This is a genomic window from Azonexus sp. MM2026_4 (assembly GCF_055901855.1).
Genome location: NZ_CM148380.1, coordinates 589,420 through 611,370 on the forward strand (window position 1 = coordinate 589,420; position 21,951 = coordinate 611,370).

The following is a 21,951-nucleotide window of genomic DNA, read 5'->3' on the forward strand; positions in this document are numbered from 1 at the left end:
GGTTGGTATGTCATATAAATTTGCAGTGGCCGGAGTTCTGCTCGCCTGTGCCTTTTCGGCGCAGGCCGGAGATACTTTTCCGATCAGGAAATTTCAGGTCGAGGGGAATTCCCTGTTGTCGGCAGGGGAGCTGGATGGTTTGCTGGCGCCCTATGTCGGGGAGCAGGCGGATTTCGGTCAGATTCAGCGGGCGCTGGAAGCGCTTGAGTTGGCGTACCGGCAGCGGGGGTATGCCGCGGTTCAGGTGCGCGCGCCGGAGCAGGAGCTGACGGCGGGTACGGTCCGTTTCGAGGTGATCGAACCCCTGGTCGGCCAGGTCAGACTGCCGGAAACGCAGACTCACTTCAACGAGGCCAACCTGCGCCGGGCGCTCCCCGGCTTGCGCGAGGGAACGGTACCGAATACCCGGGAAATTTCGCAGCAGGTCGAGTTGAGCAACGAGAATCCGGCCCGCCAGATGGAAGTCATCCTCGGCCTGGGACAGCAGGAGGGTTTCGTCGATGCCCGCGTCAAGGTCGAGGAAAGCAATCCGCTGCGTTTCTTCGGCAGTCTCGACAACACCGGTACCCGGCAGACCGGGCGCACCCGTCTGAGCGTCGGCGTGCAGCATGCCAACCTGTTCAATCTGGATCACGTACTGACGGCAGCCCTGGCGATTTCTCCGGAAAAGGTGCAGCAGGTGGCGGTCGGCTCGGTCAGCTACCGCATCCCGTTCTATGAGCGGAATGGCGTCGTCGATGTGTTCTACGCGAATTCCGACGTCGATGCCGGCAGTACGACGACGACGGCCGGGCCGCTCACCTTCAGTGGGCGGGGCAGCATCTTCGGCTTCCGTTACACCCATATCCTGCCGCGGCGCGGCGAGTTTTCCTCGCGCGTTTCGCTGGCCTGGGATTACCGCGACTACGACAACAATTGTTCGCTCGGCGCCTTTGGCGGGGCCGGTTGCGGTTCGGCCAATACCGATCTCGTCGTCAAGCCGCTGACCCTGACTTACTCGGGGCAGCGCGTCAGTGCCGGCGATGTCCTTGAATACAGCCTAGGCCTGAGTGCCAACCTGCCCGGTGGTCACAACGGTGGCAGTTCGGCGTTTGCCGATGCGCGACCGAGCCCCACCGGTGGCAAGGGAGCGCCAGCCGATTACTTCATCCTGCGCGGCAGCCTTTCCCGCTTGCACGCCTTGCCTGGCGACTGGCAGGTTCGCGGCGCGCTCAATTTCCAGTACAGCGGACAGCCGTTGGTCATCTACGAACAGTTGGGGCTGGCCGGCAGCCAGGCCGTGCGCGGTTTCCTGGAGCGCGAGGTGGCGCGGGACAAGGGGGCTTTCGCCAATCTCGAGTTCTATACGCCCGATCTCTCGGTCAATCCGGACGGACACAACCTGCGCCTGCTGGCTTTTGTCGATGGCGCCTATGGGCGCAACAACCTGCTGGCCGGAGAATCCCAGCCCAGGAAATCGGTCAGCAGTTACGGCGTCGGCATGCGTCTGGTGCTGGGCAAGAACCTGAGCGCCCGGTTTGACGTGGCGCGCGTCATCAAGGGCGCCGAGGCTCGCGATTCCGGCGACATGCGCGGCCATTTCAGCCTGATGGCATCGTTCTGAGGAGATGACGATCATGACACGCAGTTTCAGGTTCAATCTGCTGGCGCTGGCGATCGCTTCCTGCTTCGGTGCCGCCCACGCCAACCCGACCGGGGGCCAGGTGGTTTCCGGGCAGGCAACGATGGTCAATAGCGGCAACGTGCTGACAGTGACCAATTCGGCCAACGCGATCATCAACTGGCAGACCTTTTCGATCGGTCGCAACGAGACGACCCGCTTCGTCCAGCCATCGGCGAGCAGCGCCGTACTCAACCGGGTGCTCGGCAACAATCCTTCCGAGCTGCTCGGCCAGTTGCAGTCGAACGGCCGGGTGTTCCTGATCAATCCGGCCGGCATCCTGGTCGGCAGGGATGCGGTGATCGATGTTGCCGGGCTGGTGGCGTCGACGCTGAATCTGAGCGACAGCAACTTCCTCGCCGGCAAACTGAAGTTCCGCCGGACGCCAGGCGCGGCGGCCCTGAACAACGCCGGTACGATCCGGACGGTCGATGGCGGGCAGGTGTATCTGGTCGCCCCGAAGGTCAGCAACAGCGGCAGCATCGCCGCGGCGGGTGGGGCGATCGTGCTGGCGGCCGGCGAGCGGGTCGAAATCGGCGATACCGCCTTGCCCGGCCTCAAGGTCGAAGTCGTCGGCGCAGGCGAGGCGAGCAATGTCGGCGAGCTGCTGGCGGCTTCCGGCAAGGTGGGCATCGTCGGCGCCTTGGTCCGCAACAGCGGCAAGGTCAACGTCTCGGCGGTCGAGCGTGAAGGCGGGCGCATCTTCCTGCGCGCCGCCCGCAAGGCGACGGTCGATGGCGGCGAGTTGCTGGCTACCGGCACGCGCGGCGGCCGGATCAGCGTCGAGGGCGAGGAGGTGGATGTCGCCGCCGGTCTGCTCGACGCTTCCGGCAAGCAGGCAGGCGGCCAGGTGCTGGTCGGCGGCGGTTATCAGGGAGGCAATTCCGAAGTCAGGAATGCCACCCGGACGCGCTTTGCCAGCGCCGCCGAAATCCGCGCCAACGCCACCGAAAATGGCAATGGCGGCGAGGTCGTCGTCTGGTCGGACGGCACCACGCTGGCCGCCGGGCGGATTTCCGCGCGGGGCGGCACGCAGGGCGGTGATGGTGGCCTGGTCGAGGTTTCCGGCAAGTCGCGACTGGCTTTCCTGGCCAAGGTGGATACCCGCGCTCCGGCCGGCAAGACCGGTACGCTGCTGCTCGATCCGAGCGACGTCACCATCGCCAGCCGCGGCGACCGGGCGGTACTGGCGGTCGATGGTCAGTTCGATGCAGCCTATGCCGTCGCCGGTGCCAGCGAAAGTGCTGCCTACACGCTGTACTGGGAGGACCTCGTTAGCCAGTTGGGGCAGAACAACGTGGTCGTCGAGACCGGTTCCGGAGCCAGCGGCGCCGGCAACATCGATGTCGTCGATGGTCAGACTTTCAACAGCGGCAACCAGCTCAGCCTGCTGGCCGAGAATAACCTTACCGTGCGTACCGGCGCCAACGTCGTGAATACGGGGAACGGCGGTTTTCAGTTCGTTGCCGGCTGGAATCCGGATTCGGGAACCACCGCCCCTCTCGCCAACAACGCAGCGACTACCGGCACGATGTTGATCAACGGCAGTCTGCAGACGCAAGGCCAGATCAACCTGACGTCGAAGGGTGACACGACGCTCAACGGTTTGGTGAAATCGACCGCCGGGCCGGTGGTGCTGACGGTTGGCGGCAATCTGGCGATCAATCTGCCGGCTGGTGCGCCTGAGCAGTACGTCGACGACGACTATTTCGAATATCGCTTTCCGAGCGGCTACCAGTTCAGCTTTTACGGTACCAGCTACAACAAAGCTTGTATTTCCAGCAATGGGGTGATTTCTTTCGGCGAGACCGAGTTGCAGTTGCCGTCAGGGGAGATAGTTAATGTTCCCAACGGCGTGAGCGCGTATTCGGACTCGACCAGCGCCTTGGGTGCGCTGAAGGTGCCGGTGATTGCCGCCGCCTGGAACGACTGGGAAATCAATGCGTCCCAGGGCGAATCAATCCAGATCACCCGCCCCAGTGGTAACGAGCTTGCCGTCAAGTGGGATGTTGGCCGCTTTTCCCGTACCGGCAACAAGGCGGTGTTCGAAACCGTGCTCAATCGCCAGAACGGCAATATCACCTTCAACTACGGAGCAACCAGCACCGAAAGCAACGCTGCCGTCCACCCGAGCTTCGCCGGCGACGTCACCATCGGTCTCGCCCGTGGCGACGGCACGACGCAGATATCCGGACTGATGGGGCTGCAAGGTTTCTCGATGCACAACCTGAAATCGACGACCTTTCGGCCGGGTGCCAACGGTTATACGGAAACCATCGCCAATAGTGGCGGTCAGCTTGCCGGCAAGGGTGCGGTCATTTATTCGTCGGATATTGGCTTTGCTTTCCGGAATACGAACATCTCGTCCTACACCACGCTGCAGGCCGCAACTCAGCTCGTCCTCAATGTCGGCGGGCGGATCAGCGGTTTCGGCGGCATCAGCGCGCCGTCGCTGGCCATCGATGCCGGGCAGGGGGTGGCGCTGGACAGCGCTTACAACCAGGTCGGGCTGCTGACGGCGAATGTTCGTAGCGGCGGTCTCTCCTTCCAGAACCACAATTTCTCGGCGCCGGGCGATTTCGAGTTCCGCTCGGCCGATGTCGCTGGCGACGTGGCGGTCGAGAACTTCGGCGCCACCGTCATCGGCACCGCGGCACCCGGTATCCGGGCCAGCGGCAACATCAGCGTGGCAGCCAATAGTCCGCTGACGGTCGGCACCTTCGGCGTGACCAGTACCGGCACTGGCAATATTTCGCTGGCGGCAAACAACAACGGTGCGCTGACCCTGACCGGGCCGGTTCGCACCGGCGGCACGATCAACCTGTTCGGCGGTTCGGTGACCGGTGCCGACGTTTTTGCGCCGGGCGCCTGCATCAATGGCCAGTCTTGCCAGACCGGGCCGGATCCGGCAGCAGTCAGCCAGGCCCAGGCCCAGCAAAATACCCTGGTCAGCACGATCGGCAGCGGCGCTCCGGCGCTGCCGCCGGCAGTCGGGGGGAGCACTGCGTTCGGTAGTTTCGTGCCGGGCAGCTATTTCAACCCGATGCCGGGGCTGCAGCCCGGGCTGACCCTGCCGGGCGGCACGATAGGCGGTGGCAGCAACGAATTTGGCGGCACCCTCGTCAATACTGGCGATTTCCTTTTCCTGGATGATAACTATGGTCAGAACGCTTTTGCTGCACGGCGCGTTTCGCAGTGCAATTAAGGTACTGTTCGCGCTCTGTCTGGCTGGTGCCGCCCAGTGGGCGGCGGCATCGGAACTCGCGGCGCATGTGACGCATCTGGCCGGCACCCTGGTGCTGAAGCCGGTGCAGGGCAATACGCGTTTGCTGGCGGTTCGCTCGGAAGTTCATGAAGGCGATACCCTGCAGACGGAGGATCGTTCCTACGCGCGCATCAAGTTCGTCGACGGCGGGGAAATGGTGATCAAACCGAACACGACGGTGATGATCGAGCGTTACCGCTACAAGGCGAACAGCCCGGCCGAGGATTCGTCGGCGGTTGCGCTGATCAAGGGCGGCCTGCGCTCGGTCAGCGGTCTGCTCGGCAAGCGCAGTCCGGAGAAGGTCATCCTGAAGACCAAGGTGGCAACCATCGGCATTCGGGGTACGCACTACGGCGTGCTTGATTGTGCCGAGGAAGACGGCCGCAACAGTTGTGCCGACATTCGTACGGCCGACGGCTCGACGCCGCCGCCGGGGGTTCATGTTGACGTTGCCGAAGGTCGCATCCGGGTGACTAACACGGCGGGCGAACAGGAGTTCGAAGCCGGTCAGTTCGGTTACGTGCGTGACGCGGTGAGTGCGCCGGAAGCGGTTCCTGCCGAGCGTGGGGTGCGCGTGTCGATGCCGGACAGCATCTGTCGCAACAACACCTCCGGCAATACGCTCGGCACCTCGCGCAATACCGCGGCCTGCTCGATGTGACGCTGTGCGTCGGGAGGCGCTTGCCCGTTCGGGGCGGGCGCCTCCTTTCGTTCAGTCCTGTTGTTCTGGCGTCAGGAAGAGTTCGGCGTAGCGCTTGTGCACCTGCTGGCGCACGAAGCTGTCGAAGATATCCGGGTCGATGTGGCCGCGCTGCTTGAACTTCTCCAGGATGGACAGCGCTTCGCTGACTTTCATCGGTGTCTTGTAGGGGCGATCGGAAGCGGTGAGCGCTTCGAAAATGTCGGCGATGGCTAGGATGCGTGCCTGGACGCTGAGTTCGCCTGCCCGCACGCCGCGCGGATAGCCCTGGCCGTCCATCCGCTCGTGGTGATTGCCGGCGATTTCCGGAACGTTCGTCAGGTGCTTGGGCCAGGGAAGTTCTTCCAGCATGTTGATGGTGGCGACGATGTGATCGTTGATGATCTGCCGCTCCGGTGCCGTCAGGGTGCCGGCGATGATGGTCAGGTTGACGATCTCGTCTTCATCGAGGAAGGGGTGGCTGACGCCGTCGGCACTGGACCAGCGGTACTTTTGGGCGATTTCCTTGATCCGCGCGACGTCGCTGTCGCTCATCCGTTCGCTGCCCAGGTTGGAGCGCTGCAGCAGGGCTTGGTCTTCGGCCATTTCAGCCAATTGCCGCGCGTGCTCCGCTTCCGCCGCGACCGCGTCGGCACCGCCGGCGATCGCCTCCAGCATGCGAATCCTGGCGTCCCGTCGGACGACCTCGAAGCGCGCATCGATCAGCGCGATGCGATCGAAGATGGTTTCCAGTTTGCGCGATTTGTCGATCACGTGCACCGGCGTGGTGATCTTGCCGCAATCGTGCATCAGCGCCGCGATGCGCAGTTCGTGCTGTTCGGCATCGTTGAGCGTCCAGCCAGCGAGCGGGCCTTCGGTGTCGGCGCAGACGGCCTCGGCGATCAGCATGGTCAGTTCGGGAACCCTGACGCAGTGGCTGTTGGTGAATGCCGATTTCTTGGCGATCGCCGTGTTGATCATGCGGATGGTCGCTTCGAACAGCGATTCCATCTGGTGCATCAATTGTCGGTTCGAGAGCGCGACCGCCGCTTGCGACGCCAGAGACTCGACCAGGCGTTGGTCGGTGTCGCGGAAAACCGTGGTCTTGCCAGTCTCGGGGTCGATGGCGTTGATCAACTGGAGAACGCCGATCAGTTCGTTCTCGTGGTTCTTCATCGGCACCGTCAGGAAGGAGCGCGACCGGTAACCCATGCGCGCATCGAAAGCCCGCGGGCCGGTGAAATCGAAATCCTTGACCTGGTAGGCATCGGCGATATTGACGGTGCTGGCGCTGAGCGCGGCGTAGGCGGCGACGATGGCGTCGTTGTTCGAGCCATCGGCGCGATACAGCGGCAGGTCGGCAAAGATGCCGCGCGCCGGGAGGGGCGCACTGCCGCCATAGGCCAGATCGAGCGAATCGGTGCGGACGATTTCGTAGCGCAGGCTGCGGCCATCTTCGGAGAGCAGGTAAAGCGTCCCACCATCGGCATTGGTGATGCATTTTGCTGCCTGGACGATTTTCTCCAGCAGTTTCGGCAGATGTTTTTCGCTGCTCAGGGAAATACCTACGTCATATAGGAGTTCGAGTCGGCGACGGGATTTTTCAAGGTCGTTCATGGCATTCTCCGCGCGGTATATTCCAATCTCCTCGCAAGTCTTGTCGTTATTGTTTTCCATTGATGGATTTCACTGGTTTATCACAGGTTTTGTTTCGCCATTTGATAAAACAACCATATTGAATATATGAGCGTGTCGCGCTATGTGCTGAATCACATTTTTCGTCAATGATTTGCAAGAGGTTATTGCTGGCTGAAGATGTATTTTGCATATCACTGATTTCGCTGATTTCTTAAAATAATCAAGATCGTTTCGGACGCTGTCATCGCCAACTCCGGCGACGTCGATTCCGGGTTCAGTGTATCGCGAACCGGCTCGTGTTAGTGTATCCCCCTGCAATGCTTGCGCAATACCGCAAGCCAAGCCATTTTTTGTGGAAAGCCTGATATTTCGATGAAACGATTGCTGCCCCGGTTGATATTCGGAATAGTCTGCACATTCTGGATTCTTGGGCACGTCGTCCAGTCCTGGCACATTCCCCTGGTCGCGCTTTTCGACCATTATTTCTACGATGTCCGTGTCCGGGCCTTCATGCCTGATACCCAGGACGAGCGGATCGTCATCGTCGATATCGACGAGAAAAGCCTGGGAGAACTCGGGCGCTGGCCGTGGAAGCGCAGTGTCCTTTCCGAACTGGTGCGCCGTCTGGCCGATGATTACGCGGCATCGGTGATCGGCTTCGATATCGTTTTTGCCGAGCCGGACGATAGTTCCGGCCTGCCTGTCCTCGATGCCATGGCACACGGTCCGCTGCGTGGCAATGCCGAGTATCAGCGCGTACTTGCCGGGCAGCGGGCGGGGCTCGACTACGACCGGATGTTCGCCGAGTCGTTGCGCGAACGTCCGGTCGTTCTCGGCTTCTATTTTTCGAACCAGGCGGGGGCTTCACCCGGTAGCAGTCTGCCGGCGCCGCTGGCGATGGAAGGGCTGCCGCCGCCCGGCCAATTCCCCGTCTGGCCGGGATTTGGCGGCAATCTGGCAGCCTTTCAGGAGGCCGCGGCAAGCGGCGGGCATTTCAACCCGCTGATGGACAGCGACGGGATTACCCGGCGCGTTCCCCTGTTGGGGGCTTACGCAGGGTCTTTCCAGCCGACGCTGGCGCTGGCGATGAGCCTGATGTTGGCCGAGGGTGAAAAAGTCAGGCTCTTCGCCCCGGAAGCCAGTGCTGCAGTCGAGTGGGTCGATATCCTGGGAAAGCAGCAGATCCTGCGTATTCCGGTCGATGCCGATGGCGCGGCGCTGGTGCCGTATCGCGGGCAGGAGGGGAGTTTTCCCTATGTTTCGGCGGCGGATGTGATTGCCGGACGGGCCGATCCCGCGCTGCTTTTCGGAAAGATCGTCCTGGTCGGCACAACGGCGCCCGGGCTCAAGGATTTGCGGGCGACGCCGGTCGGCGGCAGCTATCCCGGCGTCGAGATCCATGCCAACCTGCTGGCCGGGGTGCTCGACGGCACCGTCAAGGAAAGGCCGGCCTATACGCTGGTCGTCGAGGCCTTGCTACTGATCGTCGCCGGCGGCGGTCTGGCCGTCCTGCTGCCGTTCCTGACCCCGTTGCGGGGGACTTTGCTGACCCTGGGCGTGCTCGGCGCGCTGCTGCTTGCCAATCTCGTCCTGTGGCAGAACGGCGTGGTCATGCCTTTCGCTTCGGTGGCGCTGGTCATCCTTTTCACCTACGGTTTCAATGCCGCCTGGGGGTATTTCTGGGAGTCGCGGACGAAACGGCAGCTCACCGAGCGGTTCGGCCAGTATGTTCCCCCCGAACTGGTCGTCGAAATGGCGCGCAACCCCGAGGGGTACAGCATGGCCGGGCGCAACGCGGAAATGACGGTGCTGTTTTCCGATGTGCGCAATTTCACCAACATTTCGGAGGGTCTCGACCCGCAGGAGCTGGCCGCGCTGATGAACGAATACCTCGGGGCGATGACCGAGGTGATCCGGCGCCATCGGGGCACCCTCGACAAGTACATCGGCGACGCGATCATGGCCTTCTGGGGCGCCCCGCTTGCCGATCCGCAGCATGCCCGGCACGCGGTGCTCGTCGCACTCGAAATGCAGCAGGCAGTCAAGGCGCTGGCCGCCCCTTTCCAGGCGCGCGGCTGGCCGGTACTGAAGATCGGCATCGGCATCAACAGCGGCACGATGACGGTCGGCGACATGGGCTCGCCGGTCCGTCAGTCCTATACGGTGATGGGCGATGCGGTCAATCTTGGGGCGCGCCTCGAGGGCATCACCAAGGAGTACGGGGTCGGCATCGCGGTCGGCGAGCAGACGCGCGCCTTGTGTCCCGAGATCGTTTTCCGGGAGCTCGACAAGGTGCGGGTCAAGGGTAAGGCGACCGCGGTTTCGATCTACGAACCCTGGTGCCTGGCCAGCGAAATCGGCGACGACCTGCGCGCTGAGCTCGCATCCTGGCAGGCAGCGCTCGACGCCTATCGCCGGCAGCAATGGGGGGAGGCGGACCGCTTGCTCGAGGGCCTTCGGCAGCGGAAACCGGACGAAATGTTGTATCGCCTGTACCGCGAACGCATCGCGCACCTGATGCTGGAGCCGCCGGTCGATGGCCAATGGGACGGCGTGACCAACTTCAAAACCAAGTAATCCAGCAAAAACTTGCATGGACAGTGGGCCAAGGGATGCTGCGACGCAACATGGGGTGGTAGAATCACGCCTTTGATTTTTCTGATTATTCCTATATCCATGTCCGCACGCCCCATCCGCAACATCGCCATCATCGCTCACGTTGACCATGGCAAGACCACGCTGGTCGACCAGCTTCTCCGCCAATCCGGTACTTTTGCCGCCCACCAGCAACTGGTCGAGTGCGTGATGGACTCGAACGATCTGGAAAAGGAACGCGGCATCACCATCCTGTCGAAGAACACCGCCGTCGAATACGAAGGCATCCACATCAACATCGTCGATACCCCGGGTCACGCGGACTTCGGCGGTGAAGTCGAGCGCGTGCTCGGCATGGTCGATGGCGTGGTGCTGCTGGTCGACGCCGCCGAAGGCCCGATGCCGCAGACCCGTTTCGTGACCAAGAAGGCGCTGGCCCAGGGCCTGCGTCCGATCGTGCTGGTCAACAAGGTCGACCGCGACGGCGCCGATCCGGACAACGCCGTCAACCTGACCTTCGACCTGTTCGACAAGCTCGGCGCCACCGATGAGCAGCTCGATTTTCCCATCGTCTACGCTTCCGGCCTGAACGGCTGGTCGGCGCTCGAACTCGACCAGCCGCGCGAAAACATGAAGCCGCTGTTCGACACCATTCTGCGCCACGTGCCGGCGCCGGACGCCGATGTCAATGCGCCGCTGCAACTGCAGATTTCCGCACTCGATTACTCCTCCTACGTCGGTCGCATCGGCGTCGGCAAGATCATCCGCGGCCGCGTCAAGACCGGCCAGAACGTCATGGTCATGTTCGGTACCGAGGAAGAGGCTGCCGAGCATGAGCGCACCCCGATTAAGGCCAAGATCGGTCAGGTTCTTGGCTACAAGGGACTGAACAAGATCGAACTGGAAGAAGGCCTGGCTGGCGACATCGTTCAGATCACCGGTATTGAAGATCTCGTGCTGGGTTGTACCGTGACCGATCCGGAGAACCCGGAATCCCTGCCGCTGCTGAAGATCGACGAGCCGACGCTGTCGATGCAGTTCATGGTCAACACCAGCCCGCTCGCCGGTACCGAAGGCAAGTTCGTCACCAGCCGCCAGATCCGCGACCGCCTGCACAAGGAACTGCTGACCAACATGGCGCTGCGCGTGCATGACACGCCGAACGGCGACGTCTTCGACGTCGCCGGCCGCGGCGAACTGCACCTCGGTATCCTGCTCGAAAACATGCGTCGCGAAGGCTACGAACTGGCCGTCGGTCGTCCGCGCGTGGTCAAGAAGATCATCGACGGCGTCGAGTGCGAGCCGTACGAACAACTCACTGTCGACGTCGAGGAAGATACCCAGGGTGGCGTCATGGAAAGCCTTGGCATGCGCAAGGGCGAGCTGCTCGACATGGTGCCGGACGGTCGCGGGCGTGTCCGTATCGAATACCGCATTCCGGCCCGTGGCTTGATCGGCTTCCAGGGTGAATTCATGAACCTGACCCGCGGCAACGGCCTGATGAGCCACGTTTTCGACGACTACGCGCCGATCAAGGAAGGCAACGTCGCCGAGCGCCGCAACGGCGTGTTGATCTCGCAGGACAACGGCGAAGCCGTCGCCTACGCGCTGTGGAAGCTGCAGGACCGCGGCCGCATGTTCGTCAGCCCGGGTGAGAAGCTGTACGAAGGCATGATCATCGGCATCCACAGCCGCGAGAACGATCTGGTCGTCAACCCGATCAAGGGCAAGCAACTGACCAACGTCCGCGCCTCCGGTACCGACGAAGCCGTGCGCCTGGTGCCGCCGGTGCAGCTCAGCCTGGAAGCGGCGGTGGAATTCATCGCCGAGGACGAGTTGGTTGAACTGACGCCGAAGTCGATCCGACTGCGCAAGCGTTACCTGACCGAAATCGAGCGCAAGCGGTCGTTGCGCGGCCTGTAAAGGCAAGACCCATGTCGTTCTGCCAACCCTGCCGGGCGTTGGTCAGTCGTCATCCAAAGGCGGCCCGGTGGGCCGCCTTTGTCATTGGTCTGTCGATTTTCTTTACCCTGCTGGGTTTGGTCAGCGAACCGGTCAACGGGATCGGCTTCTGCAAGATCTACCCCTGAAGCACCTCAGCCGCCGGTCATCGACATGAAGCGAATGACTTTCGGGTTTTGCATCTGCTCGGCGAATTCGTGACCGAAGGGTTTGATTCCCATGCTGTCGACGATGGCTTGGCGTAATGACGAGTCATCGTCCGGGGTGTCGCGCAGCGTCGGCAGCAGGTTGAGCGCGTCATTCTGGCCGAGGCAGGGATAAAGCTCCCCCTTGGCGGTGACCCGTACGCGATTACAGCTATCACAGAAATTGTGGCTGTGCGGAGAAATGAAGCCGACACGGGTCTCGCTTCCGCCAACGCGCCAGTAGCGCGCCGGCCCGCCGCTGTTTTCGCTGCTGGGAATGATGGTGAAATGCTCGCCGAGACGCGCCCGGGTCTCTTCAGACGAGATGTAGGTCTGGCTACGGCCATCGATTTCCCCGAGCGGCATTTCTTCGATGAATGAAATGTCGAGTCCGTTATCGACGGCAAAGCGGACGAGATCGACGAACTCGTCATCGTTGATGCCGCGCATCATCACGGTATTCAGTTTGGTTCGCCGGAATCCGGCTGTGCCGGCTGCGGCAATGCCGCGCAGAACCTTGTCCAGATCGCCGATCCGGGTGATTTTCCGGAAACGTTCCCGGTTCAGGCTGTCGAGGCTGATGTTGAGGCGCTTGATCCCTGCCGACTTGAGCGCATCGGCATAGCCCGCAAGTTGCGAGCCATTGGTCGTCATCACCAGGTTGTCGAGTCCCGGCAGCGCCCCGAGCCGCTCAATCAGCCACATCACGTTCTTGCGTACCAGTGGTTCGCCGCCGGTCAAACGCAGTTTGCTGACGCCCAGTCCGACAAACGCCTCGGCAACCCGTAGCGCTTCTTCCAGTGACATGACCTCGCTGCGCGGCAGGAAGGTCATTTCTTCGGCCATGCAGTACGTGCAGCGAAAATCGCAGCGATCGGTGATCGACAGGCGAAGATAGCTTACATGCCGGCCGTAGCGATCGATCAGGGTGCCTGGCGGATGTTGGACGGTGGGGGTGTCGGATTCCATGCCGCGATTATCATTGCCTCAACGGGGGTCGGCAAGCGGTAATGCGACCGCCAAAAGCGGAAAAACCCCGGCCATATCCAAGGCTTATGCTATCATCGTGGCCGTTGTCCGGACTACAAACCGGCCAACAAAAAGCCCAGCAAAATTGCTGGGCTTTTCGATGTAGCTTTTGGCTCCCCGACCTGGGCTCGAACCAGGGACCTACGGATTAACAGTCCGGCGCTCTACCGACTGAGCTATCGGGGAAGTGAAGCGCGCATTATAGGAGTCGAAGCATGATGGGTCAAGTCGCCGAGGTCGTTTCTGGATTGAAAGCATGGTCATGAATGTCGGACAGGTCTACGCAAAAACCCCGATTGGAGATGAAGCCGTCCGGCAAAGTACGCGCGTCGTCCAGCGTAATTTGCGGATGGTATTGGTGCAGGTGGATGGCAAGCTGACGGTCGCCGAGCTTTCCGACAAGATCGGCAATGCTCGCCTGGTCGAAAATGCGATCCGCGAACTGGAGAGCGGCGGCTACATCGTTCCCCTGGAAGGCGCCGCCGCCGCCTGGGAAAAGCCGGTGGAGCCCGCGCGCCGCGAACAGGTTTCGGCCATCTCCCAGTTTTCCACCTTTGGCACCAGCAAGAGCCCGGCGGCCAAGGATATGCCGAGCCGCGCCAGCCAGTTCTCGACTTTCGGCAAGCCGGTACTCCCCGCGCCGCAGCAATCCGACCCGCCAAATGAAGATCCGTCGCCGGCGCGCGACCCGGAGAGCGCGCCCCGTTCTGCCGTTCCGGTGTCCCGCTGGTTGTTCGGCTTGCTGGCCATTCTCTTCTTCGCTATCTTGCTGGCGCTTGTCTATCCCTACGATCGACATCGGGAAGACATCGCCAAGGTCGCCGCCGAGGTACTCAAGCAACCGGTCAGCATCGGCAAGGTTTCCCTGCAGTTGTTGCCCAGGCCGCAACTGCTCCTCAGTGGCCTGGAAATCGGCGAAGGCCGGATTGCCAGCGTGTCGATCGACCAGCCTTGGCAATTCCTCTTCGGCGATGCCCGGCAAATCGAGCGATTGACGGCAAGCGGTGCGGACTTGCCGCTGGCGCCGCTGCTCGCATCGCCGTTGCTGCAGCAAACGGGCTTGCCCGGGCTGCGTCAGTTGGTGCTCGAAAACCTCGCCGTCAAAGCGGGGAGTGGTCTGGTGTTTTCTTCGCTGAATGGTCGTCTCGATTTTTCTCAGGGAAGTTTCGACGCCGGGGTGCTGGAAAATCCGGAACGCACTCTGCTGCTCAAGCTGACGCCGACGGCGGGTGGGCTTGCTTTGGCCATCGAAGGGCGTGCCTGGCCTTTGCCGGGGCTGAAGGGCGAATTCTCGGCCATGCAGGCCAAGGGTTTGTTGAGCGCCGATCGCCTGCAGGTGCGTGATATCGACACGAACTTCCTGGGGGGGCTGCTGCGTGGACAATGGGAGTTGTCCTGGGGTAACGGCCTGGGCATGACGGGAAGCGGACAACTGGAGCGAATCGATCTGGCGCTGGTTACCTCGAGTCTGCTGCCGATGGCCCGTTTGGAAGGCGAGCTTTCCGGCGAACTGTCAGTCAGCGGCCGGGCTGATTCGTGGTCTGCGCTTTGGCAATCGGCGACCGCGCAATTGAAATTCAAGGCCCAGCGCGGCACGCTCCATGGCCTGGATATCGGAGAGGCAGGGCGACGCGGCGCTGGCGCCACGGTACGCTCGGGGACGACCCGTTTCGATAGCCTGGAGGCAAATCTGCTGGTCGATCCAAAGAATATCCTGTTCCGGGATATTCGGCTGGAGGCCGGCGCGATTTCCGCCATCGGTCAGGTCGCGGCAGAACGCAATGGCAGCGTGGATGGGCGTCTGGTCATGGCCGCACAAACTTCCGCGGCAACGGTCAGGGTGCCGCTGGTCCTTTCCGGGCAGTTGCCGGAGCTGACGCTGACTGCCGGACGATAAATTGAGTTGAAACGAAAAACCCCTTCAAGAGAAGGGGGCTTTCGGGAGAGTGGCGGGATGTCTTCCCGCCTTTTTTGTGGCTCAGCGTGTGACGGCAGCGATTGCCTTGGCAACGTAGTCGATATTCTTGCTGTTTAGCGCCGCCAGACAGATACGGCCAGTCAACACGGCATAAATACCGAATTCTTCCTTCAGGCGCTCGACCTGGGCGGCGGTGAGGCCGGTGTAGGAGAACATGCCACGCTGCTGGGCGACGAAGGAAAAGTCCTGGGCACAGCCGGTTGCCTTGATCGCCTCAACCAGGCCGGAACGCATGGCGCGGATGCGGTCGCGCATGCCGGCCAGTTCGCCTTCCCACTGAGCGCGCAGTTCGCCGGAAGCGAGCACCGCGGCAACCAGCGCACCGCCGTGAGTCGGCGGGTTGGAGTAGTTGGTGCGGATGACGCGCTTGACCTGCGACATGACGCGGGCCGACTCTTCCTTGCTGGCGGTGACCACCGACAGGGCGCCGACACGCTCGCCGTAGAGCGAGAAGTTCTTGGAGAACGAACTGGAGGCGAAAAACTGCAGACCGGAGGCCGAGAAGGCGCGGATCGCCACGGCGTCGGCGTCGATGCCGTCGGCAAAGCCCTGATAGGCCATGTCGAGGAAGGGCACCAGGCCGCGTTCCTGGCAGATGCCGACGACTTCGGCCCACTGGGCGTCGCTCATGTCGGCGCCGGTCGGGTTGTGGCAGCAGGCGTGCAGCAGGACGACCGAGCCCGGGGCCATCTTGTTCAGGTCGGCCTTCATGCCGCCGAAGTTCACACCGCGGGTGGCGGCGTCGTAGTAGGCGTAGTCCTCGACGACGAAGCCGGCGGCCTCGAACAGCGCGCGGTGGTTTTCCCAGGACGGGTTGCTGATGTAGACCTTGGCGTCCGGGTTCAGGCGCTTCAGGTAGTCGGCGCCGATCTTCAGGGCGCCGGTACCACCGATGGCTTGGGCGGTGATGACGCGGCCGGCGGCGAGCAGGTCGGAGTCCTTGCCGAAGAGCAGGTTCTGGACGGCGGTGTTGTAGGCGGCCGGGCCTTCGATCGGCTGGTAGCCGCGCGGCGGGGCTGCCTTCAGACGGACCTCTTCGGCAGCCTTGACGGCGGCCAGCAGGGGAATCTTGCCGTTGTCGTCGAAGTACACGCCAACGCCAAGGTTGACCTTGGTGTCACGCGCATCGGCGTTGAATGCTTCGTTAAGACCGAGGATCGGGTCGCGCGGGGCCATTTCCACCGCAGCGAAGATCGAAGAGGACATCAGCGACTCCGTGGAATAATAGAAGGATGAAACAACAATAACGCGCGATGCCAGCATCGCGACGACAAGCGCAGAATTTTATCATGAGCGAATCCAACAGCAGCACGCCCGTCGTCTGTTTCGACGGCAGTCCCTACCGTTTGCACCAGCCGTTTCCGCCGGCCGGCGACCAGCCCGAGGCGATCCGCCTGCTCGCCGAGGGGATCGAGGATGGCCTGTCCTTCCAGACTCTGCTCGGCGTCACCGGTTCGGGTAAGACCTACACGATGGCCAACGTCATCGCCCGCACCGGCCGTCCGGCGCTGGTCCTGGCGCCGAACAAGACGCTGGCGGCGCAGTTGTACTCGGAGTTCAAGGAGTTTTTTCCGGAAAACGCCGTCGAGTACTTCGTCTCCTACTACGACTACTACCAGCCGGAAGCCTACGTGCCGTCGCGCGACCTGTTCATCGAAAAGGACAGTTCGATCAACGACCACATCGAGCAGATGCGCCTCTCCGCGACGAAGAGCCTGATTGAGCGGCGCGACGTGGTGATCGTCGCCACCGTGTCGTGCATCTACGGCATCGGCGACCGCGACGAGTACCACAACATGATCCTGACCATGCGCGTTGGCGACCGCATGGACCAGCGCGATATCGTCAAGCGCCTGACCGACATGCAGTACGAGCGCAACGAGATGGACTTCCACCGCGGCACCTTCCGCGTGCGTGGCGATCTCATCGACATCTTCCCCGCCGAACACGCCGAGCACGCGATCCGCGTCTCGCTGTTCGACGACGAGATCGAGAACCTGCAGTTCTTCGACCCGCTGACCGGCCAGCTTTTCCACAAGGCCTTGCGCTTCACCGTCTTCCCGGCGTCGCACTACGTGACGCCGCGCGCCACGGTAGTGCGGGCGATCCAGGCAATCAAGGCGGAGCTGCGCGAGCGCATCGAGTTCTTCAACCAGCACCAGAAGCTGGTCGAGGCGCAGCGGATCGAGCAGCGTACCCGCTTCGACATCGAGATGCTCGACCAGATCGGCTTCTGCAAGGGCATCGAAAACTACTCGCGGCATTTTTCCGGGCGCCAGGCCGGCGAGGCGCCGCCGACCCTGATCGACTACCTGGCCCGCGACGCGATCATGTTCATCGACGAATCGCACGTCACCATCGGCCAGGTCGGCGGCATGTACAAGGGCGACCGCTCGCGCAAGGAAAATCTGGTCGATTACGGCTTCCGTCTGCCCTCGGCGCTCGACAACCGACCGCTGCAGTTCGACGAGTTCGAGGCGCACATGCGCCAGACCGTTTTTGTCTCGGCGACGCCCGCCGACTACGAGAACCAGCACGCTGGTCAGGTCGTCGAGCAGGTGGCGAGGCCGACCGGACTGATCGATCCGAAGGTGCTGGTGCGCCCGGCGACGACGCAGGTTGATGACCTTCTGGGTGAAATCAACAAGCGGGTCGCCGTCGCCGAGCGGGTGCTGGTGACGACGTTGACCAAACGCATGGCCGAGGACCTGACCGATTTCCTGGCCGACAACGGAATCAAGGTGCGTTATCTGCACTCCGACATCGATACCGTCGAACGCGTCGAAATCATCCGCGACCTGCGTCTCGGCGAATTCGACGTGCTGGTCGGCATCAACCTGCTGCGCGAGGGGCTGGATATTCCGGAAGTCTCGCTGGTCGCCATCCTCGATGCCGACAAGGAGGGCTTCCTGCGTTCCGAACGCTCGCTGATCCAGACCATTGGCCGCGCCGCGCGTCATATTCATGGCACAGCCATCCTTTACGCTGATAGGATTACGCAATCCATGCAGAAAGCCATCGCCGAGACGGAACGGCGGCGGGAAAAGCAGATCGCGTTCAATGAGCAGCACGGCATTGTGCCGCGCGGGGTGTCCAAGAAGATCAAGGACATCATCGATGGCGTGTACGACGCAGAATCGGCACAGACCGAGCTCAAGGCGGCGCAACAGCGTGCGGTCTACGAAGCCATGGATGAAAAAACCGTCGCCAGGGAGATCAAGCGACTCGAGAAGCAGATGCTCGATTGCGCGAAAAACCTGGAATTCGAAAAAGCGGCGGCTGCACGAGACGAACTGTTCCGGCTCAAAGAGCAGGTGTTCGGCGCTGTGCAGCACGACCCCGGTGGAGAAAACAGAAAATGAACTTACGCGTGCTGCTCGTCTGCATGGGCAACATCTGCCGTTCGCCGACTGCCGAGGCGGTGTTGCGGCACTACATCCGGAACAATCGCTTGGGCGACAAGGTCGAGGTCGATTCAGCGGGAACGCATGGTTACCACGTCGGCGAGGCGCCAGACGCCAGGACGCAGCGGGCGGCGCTGGCGCGCGGGTATGACCTGTCGCAATTGCGGGCGCGCAAGGTGGCGCGCCAGGATCTTGATTACTTCGACCTGATCCTGGCCATGGACAAGACCAATCTCGACAACCTGCAACGGATGGCTGCGCCGGAGCAGCTAGGCAAGATCGGCCTGTTCATGGCTTACGCGCGGAATTTCGACGATGACGAGGTGCCGGATCCCTATTACGGCCTGGGCTACGGTTTTGACCTGGTTCTGGACATGGTCGAGGATGCGGCTCAGGGAATCGTCAACGAGCTGATAAGCAAGCTCCACTGAGCAGCAAGAATTGAAAAGGGCGTCCGAGGACGCCCTTTCTCACAGTAACCGGCTGTTGTCAGTCCGGCTTCTGGGTTTCGACCATGACCAGGGTTTCAGCCTGGGGGGCTTCGATCGGCTTCGGCTTGCGCTGGCGACCCAGCTTGACCGGCGCCTCGGTGGGAGCCACCGTGATCGTCGATGTGGTCTGGACCATGATCAGGCCGCTTTCGGAAAGCGCGGCGTCGAGATCGACGGCTGCCGGCGTTTCGCTTGCCGGTACGGCGACAGGCGCCGGCGTGGCAATAGGCTCGATTTCAGGTTCGGCAACGACTTCCGGGGCAGCGATGACCGCGGGGGCGGCAACTACCGGCTCCGGTTCGGCAGTTTCAGCCACGGGTTCGGCGACGACCGTCTCGACAACTCTCTCGGCGACGGGTTCCTGAGCTGCCGGCGCAATTTCCTCGGCAACCGCCGGGGAAGCAACGGCTACCTCAATGGCTTCCGGTGCAACGACGGCGGCTGCCGGAATCAGGACTTCGACCGGTGCCGTTGCCGCATTGTCGGCACCAGGATCGATTGCCGCAACCTCTGCCGTTTCGTTGGCCGGATTCAGGCCGGTTTCCTGATTTTCCTGCTCGTTGCGGCGTTCGCCCCGACCACGGCCACCACGCCGGCCGCGCCGACGGTTGCCGGCCTGCTCATCGGTAGGCGAGGCAACTGGCGGCATGTTGTCTTCACCAGTCTCGCTGGGCACAAGCTGCTCGATGACGGGCTTCGGCTCGTTTTGCGGACGCTCACGCTTTTCCTTGCGCGGGCGACGTTCCTGGCGCGGTTCGTTGGTGTTGGCAGCGGTTGCCGCCTCTTCACGGGCAGGGCGCTCGGCACGTTCCGGACGGCTGGGGCGATCGCCTTCGTCGCGGCGGTTATTGCGGTTGTTGCCACGACGGCCATCGCTGCGTTCGCGGCGATTTTCGGCGTTGCCCCGGCTTTCGCGGGGTTTGCGTGCCGGCTCGCTCGGCGCCACGGGGGCCGGGGCGGCCGGGGGGGCCGCGAAAAGCGACTTGATCCAGCCGAACAAGCCGCCCGTTGCCGGAGCCGGTGCGGCGGCGGGCGCCGGCGCTTCGGGCTTCTCAGCGATGACCGGGGCCGGCTGTTCCGGGGAGATTCCCTTGATCGCCGCTTCCTGACGGGGCTTGGCGCTTTCAGCCTGGGCGCCGGTTTTTTCCGCTTCGTCCGCCGGCATGTCGACCATCTTGTAGGACGGTTCGCGCAGGTCGTCGTTGTTCAGGTCGTCGTGACGCAGACGGGTGATGGAGTGGGCCGGCGTTTCCAGATGGATGTTCGGGATCAGCAGGATGGTGACCTTGTGGCGCAGTTCGATCGCCTGGATGTCGGTCCGCTTTTCGTTGAGCAGGAAGGTGGCGACATCGACCGGAACCTGGACATGGACGGCGCCGGTGTTTTCCTTCATTGCCTCCTCTTCGAGGATGCGCAGGATGTGCAGTGCGGCCGATTCGGTCAACCGGATGTGGCCGGTGCCGGTGCAGCGCGGGCAGGGGATGTAGCTGGTTTCGGCAAGCGCCGGACGCAGGCGCTGGCGCGACAGTTCCATCAGGCCGAAGCGGCTGATCTTGCCCATCTGAACGCGGGCGCGGTCGAAACGCAAGGCGTCGCGCAGGCGGGTTTCGACTTCGCGCTGGGCCTTGCTGTTCTCCATGTCGATGAAGTCGATGACGATCAGGCCACCCAGGTCACGCAGACGCAACTGGCGAGCCAGTTCGTCGGCGGCTTCGAGGTTGGTCTTGAGCGCGGTTTCCTCGATGTCGGCACCCTTGGTGGCGCGACCGGAGTTGACGTTGACGGCGACCAGGGCTTCGGTATGGTCGATGACGATGGCGCCGCCGGACGGCAGGTTGACCTGGCGGGCGAAGGCGGTCTCGATCTGGTGTTCGATCTGGAAGCGCGAGAAGAGCGGCACGTCGTCGCTGTAACGCTTGACGCGATTGACGTTGCCCGGCATCACGGTGCCCATGAAGGCACGCGCCTGCTCGTAGACTTCGTCGGTATCGATGAGGATTTCACCGATGTCCGGCTGGAAGTAGTCGCGGATGGCGCGGATGACCAGCGAGCCTTCAAGATAGATCAGGAAGGCACCGGATTGCTGCTGGGCGGCGCCTTCGATGGCGCTCCACAGCTGCAGCAGGTAGTTCAAGTCCCACTGCAGCTCTTCGGCCTGGCGACCGATGGCGGCAGTACGGGCGATCAGGCTCATGCCTTGCGGCACTTCGAGCTGATCCATGATCTCGCGCAGTTCGGCACGTTCGTCGCCGTCAACGCGTCGGGAAACACCACCGCCGCGCGGGTTGTTCGGCATCAGCACGAGATAGCGACCGGCCAGCGAGATGTAGGTGGTCAGCGCGGCACCCTTGTTGCCGCGCTCGTCCTTGTCGACCTGGACGATCAGTTCCTGGCCTTCCTTGAGGGCCTCGTTGATCTTGGCCTTGTTGGCCTCGACACCCGGCTGGAAATAGGCGCGGGAAACTTCCTTGAACGGCAGGAAACCGTGGCGGTCGGCACCGTAATCGACGAAGCAGGCTTCGAGCGAGGGTTCGATGCGAGTGATGACGCCCTTGTAAATGTTGCTTTTGCGTTGTTCCTTGGCGGCGGATTCAATGTCGAGATCAATCAGTTTCTGACCATCGACAATGGCGACACGGAGTTCTTCCGCCTGTGTCGCATTGAAGAGCATGCGTTTCATTGTTTTCGGGCTCCAGCGCGCCTTCGGCACACCGCAGCGAAACGCCCATGCAGGCAGCGACAGGTTCAGTTATCGGGTTGCGTCATGAAGTGGAGGCAATGGCGATGATGAATGTGCTGATCGTTGGATATCGCGAGTCTTTTTATCAAATGCGCGATCTGGAATTCCTGCCACGGGCGATCCGTGCGTGCTTAAGGCGAGCTAATCCATTAACATCACTACTTTTGGTGAGTGAACTTAACCAGGCGTTTTACGCGAATTTGTCCCGGGCAAGTGGCACGGGAGAGACTTCGTGGCCTGCCGCACGGCAGTCGCGCAAAAGGCGCGAGGCGGGCGGTCTGACGGTTCGACATCCCTTGCAAACAGAGACGTAAAACGCAGGCAG

15 protein-coding genes and 1 tRNA gene are annotated in these 21,951 nt (G+C 62.4%); 10 read left to right on the forward strand and 6 right to left on the reverse strand.

Going from position 1 to position 21,951, the window contains the following annotated elements:
* The first annotated feature begins 115 nt into the window (after positions 1 to 115).
* Genes AC0KWY_RS02575 through AC0KWY_RS02585 form a run of 3 tightly spaced genes read left to right on the forward strand, consistent with a single transcriptional unit; the run spans position 116 to position 5,586 of the window.
* Entirely contained in the window at positions 116 to 1,603 is a 1,488-nt protein-coding gene (locus tag AC0KWY_RS02575) for a ShlB/FhaC/HecB family hemolysin secretion/activation protein (RefSeq protein WP_474028094.1), read from the forward strand.
* 13 nt (positions 1,604 to 1,616) lie between these two features.
* The gene (locus tag AC0KWY_RS02580) at positions 1,617 to 4,865 is read left to right on the forward strand and encodes a two-partner secretion domain-containing protein (RefSeq protein WP_474028095.1); all 3,249 of its coding nucleotides are present in this window, start codon (positions 1,617 to 1,619) and stop codon (positions 4,863 to 4,865) included.
* On the forward strand, positions 4,819 to 5,586 hold the full coding sequence (locus tag AC0KWY_RS02585; protein WP_474028096.1) for a FecR family protein: 768 nt from the start codon (positions 4,819 to 4,821) through the stop codon (positions 5,584 to 5,586). Before AC0KWY_RS02580 ends, AC0KWY_RS02585 begins: the two co-directional genes overlap by 47 nt.
* A 51-nt stretch (positions 5,587 to 5,637) precedes the next feature.
* Here AC0KWY_RS02585 and AC0KWY_RS02590 read toward each other — a convergent pair whose 3' ends face one another.
* Both AC0KWY_RS02590 and AC0KWY_RS02595 read right to left on the reverse strand, forming a co-directional pair.
* A complete protein-coding gene (locus AC0KWY_RS02590) occupies positions 5,638 to 7,221 on the reverse strand; it encodes an HD domain-containing phosphohydrolase (RefSeq protein ID WP_474028097.1) in 1,584 nt (527 codons plus the stop codon).
* Between the two features lie 69 nt (positions 7,222 to 7,290).
* Complete coding sequence (locus tag AC0KWY_RS02595; protein ID WP_474028098.1) at positions 7,291 to 7,722, reverse strand: hypothetical protein; 432 nt, start codon at positions 7,720 to 7,722, stop codon at positions 7,291 to 7,293.
* Between the two features lie 30 nt (positions 7,723 to 7,752).
* Here AC0KWY_RS02595 and AC0KWY_RS02600 point away from each other — a divergent pair, with 30 nt between their 5' ends.
* The 3 genes from AC0KWY_RS02600 to AC0KWY_RS02610 all read left to right on the forward strand — a co-directional run bounded on the left by AC0KWY_RS02600 (position 7,753) and on the right by AC0KWY_RS02610 (position 11,927).
* Complete coding sequence (locus tag AC0KWY_RS02600) at positions 7,753 to 9,819, forward strand: CHASE2 domain-containing protein (protein ID WP_474028099.1); 2,067 nt, start codon at positions 7,753 to 7,755, stop codon at positions 9,817 to 9,819.
* Between the two features lie 99 nt (positions 9,820 to 9,918).
* The gene (gene typA, locus AC0KWY_RS02605) at positions 9,919 to 11,760 is read left to right on the forward strand and encodes a translational GTPase TypA (protein WP_474028100.1); all 1,842 of its coding nucleotides are present in this window, start codon (positions 9,919 to 9,921) and stop codon (positions 11,758 to 11,760) included.
* Between the two features lie 11 nt (positions 11,761 to 11,771).
* A complete protein-coding gene (locus AC0KWY_RS02610) occupies positions 11,772 to 11,927 on the forward strand; it encodes a hypothetical protein (protein ID WP_474028101.1) in 156 nt (51 codons plus the stop codon).
* 6 nt (positions 11,928 to 11,933) lie between these two features.
* On the opposite strand, the gene moaA is transcribed toward AC0KWY_RS02610, so the two are convergent.
* On the reverse strand, positions 11,934 to 12,953 hold the full coding sequence (gene moaA, locus AC0KWY_RS02615; RefSeq protein ID WP_474028102.1) for a GTP 3',8-cyclase MoaA: 1,020 nt from the start codon (positions 12,951 to 12,953) through the stop codon (positions 11,934 to 11,936).
* A gap of 170 nt (positions 12,954 to 13,123) precedes the next feature.
* Positions 13,124 to 13,199: transfer RNA gene (locus tag AC0KWY_RS02620), tRNA-Asn, on the reverse strand.
* A 70-nt stretch (positions 13,200 to 13,269) separates the two neighbouring features.
* On the opposite strand from AC0KWY_RS02620, the gene AC0KWY_RS02625 reads away from it, so the two are divergent.
* Positions 13,270 to 14,910, forward strand: coding sequence for an AsmA family protein (locus tag AC0KWY_RS02625; protein ID WP_474028103.1), 1,641 nt, complete (start codon positions 13,270 to 13,272; stop codon positions 14,908 to 14,910).
* Positions 14,911 to 14,991: 81 nt separating this feature from the next.
* Here AC0KWY_RS02625 and AC0KWY_RS02630 read toward each other — a convergent pair whose 3' ends face one another.
* Positions 14,992 to 16,197, reverse strand: coding sequence for an amino acid aminotransferase (locus tag AC0KWY_RS02630; RefSeq protein ID WP_474028104.1), 1,206 nt, complete (start codon positions 16,195 to 16,197; stop codon positions 14,992 to 14,994).
* Positions 16,198 to 16,280: 83 nt separating this feature from the next.
* Here AC0KWY_RS02630 and uvrB point away from each other — a divergent pair, with 83 nt between their 5' ends.
* Together uvrB and AC0KWY_RS02640 are read left to right on the forward strand one after the other, a co-directional pair.
* Positions 16,281 to 18,353 carry an excinuclease ABC subunit UvrB gene (gene uvrB, locus AC0KWY_RS02635; protein ID WP_474028105.1) on the forward strand — a complete coding sequence of 691 codons (2,073 nt, stop codon included), beginning with the start codon at positions 16,281 to 16,283 and terminating at the stop codon, positions 18,351 to 18,353.
* Positions 18,350 to 18,826, forward strand: coding sequence for a low molecular weight protein-tyrosine-phosphatase (locus AC0KWY_RS02640; RefSeq protein ID WP_474028106.1), 477 nt, complete (start codon positions 18,350 to 18,352; stop codon positions 18,824 to 18,826). Before uvrB ends, AC0KWY_RS02640 begins: the two co-directional genes overlap by 4 nt.
* A 58-nt stretch (positions 18,827 to 18,884) precedes the next feature.
* Here AC0KWY_RS02640 and AC0KWY_RS02645 read toward each other — a convergent pair whose 3' ends face one another.
* A complete protein-coding gene (locus AC0KWY_RS02645; RefSeq protein ID WP_474028107.1) occupies positions 18,885 to 21,566 on the reverse strand; it encodes an Rne/Rng family ribonuclease in 2,682 nt (893 codons plus the stop codon).
* 47 nt (positions 21,567 to 21,613) lie between these two features.
* On the opposite strand from AC0KWY_RS02645, the gene AC0KWY_RS02650 reads away from it, so the two are divergent.
* Positions 21,614 to 21,940 (forward strand): hypothetical protein, encoded by a 327-nt coding sequence (locus tag AC0KWY_RS02650; protein ID WP_474028108.1) that lies wholly within the window; start codon positions 21,614 to 21,616, stop codon positions 21,938 to 21,940.
* The last annotated feature ends 11 nt before the right edge of the window (positions 21,941 to 21,951 follow it).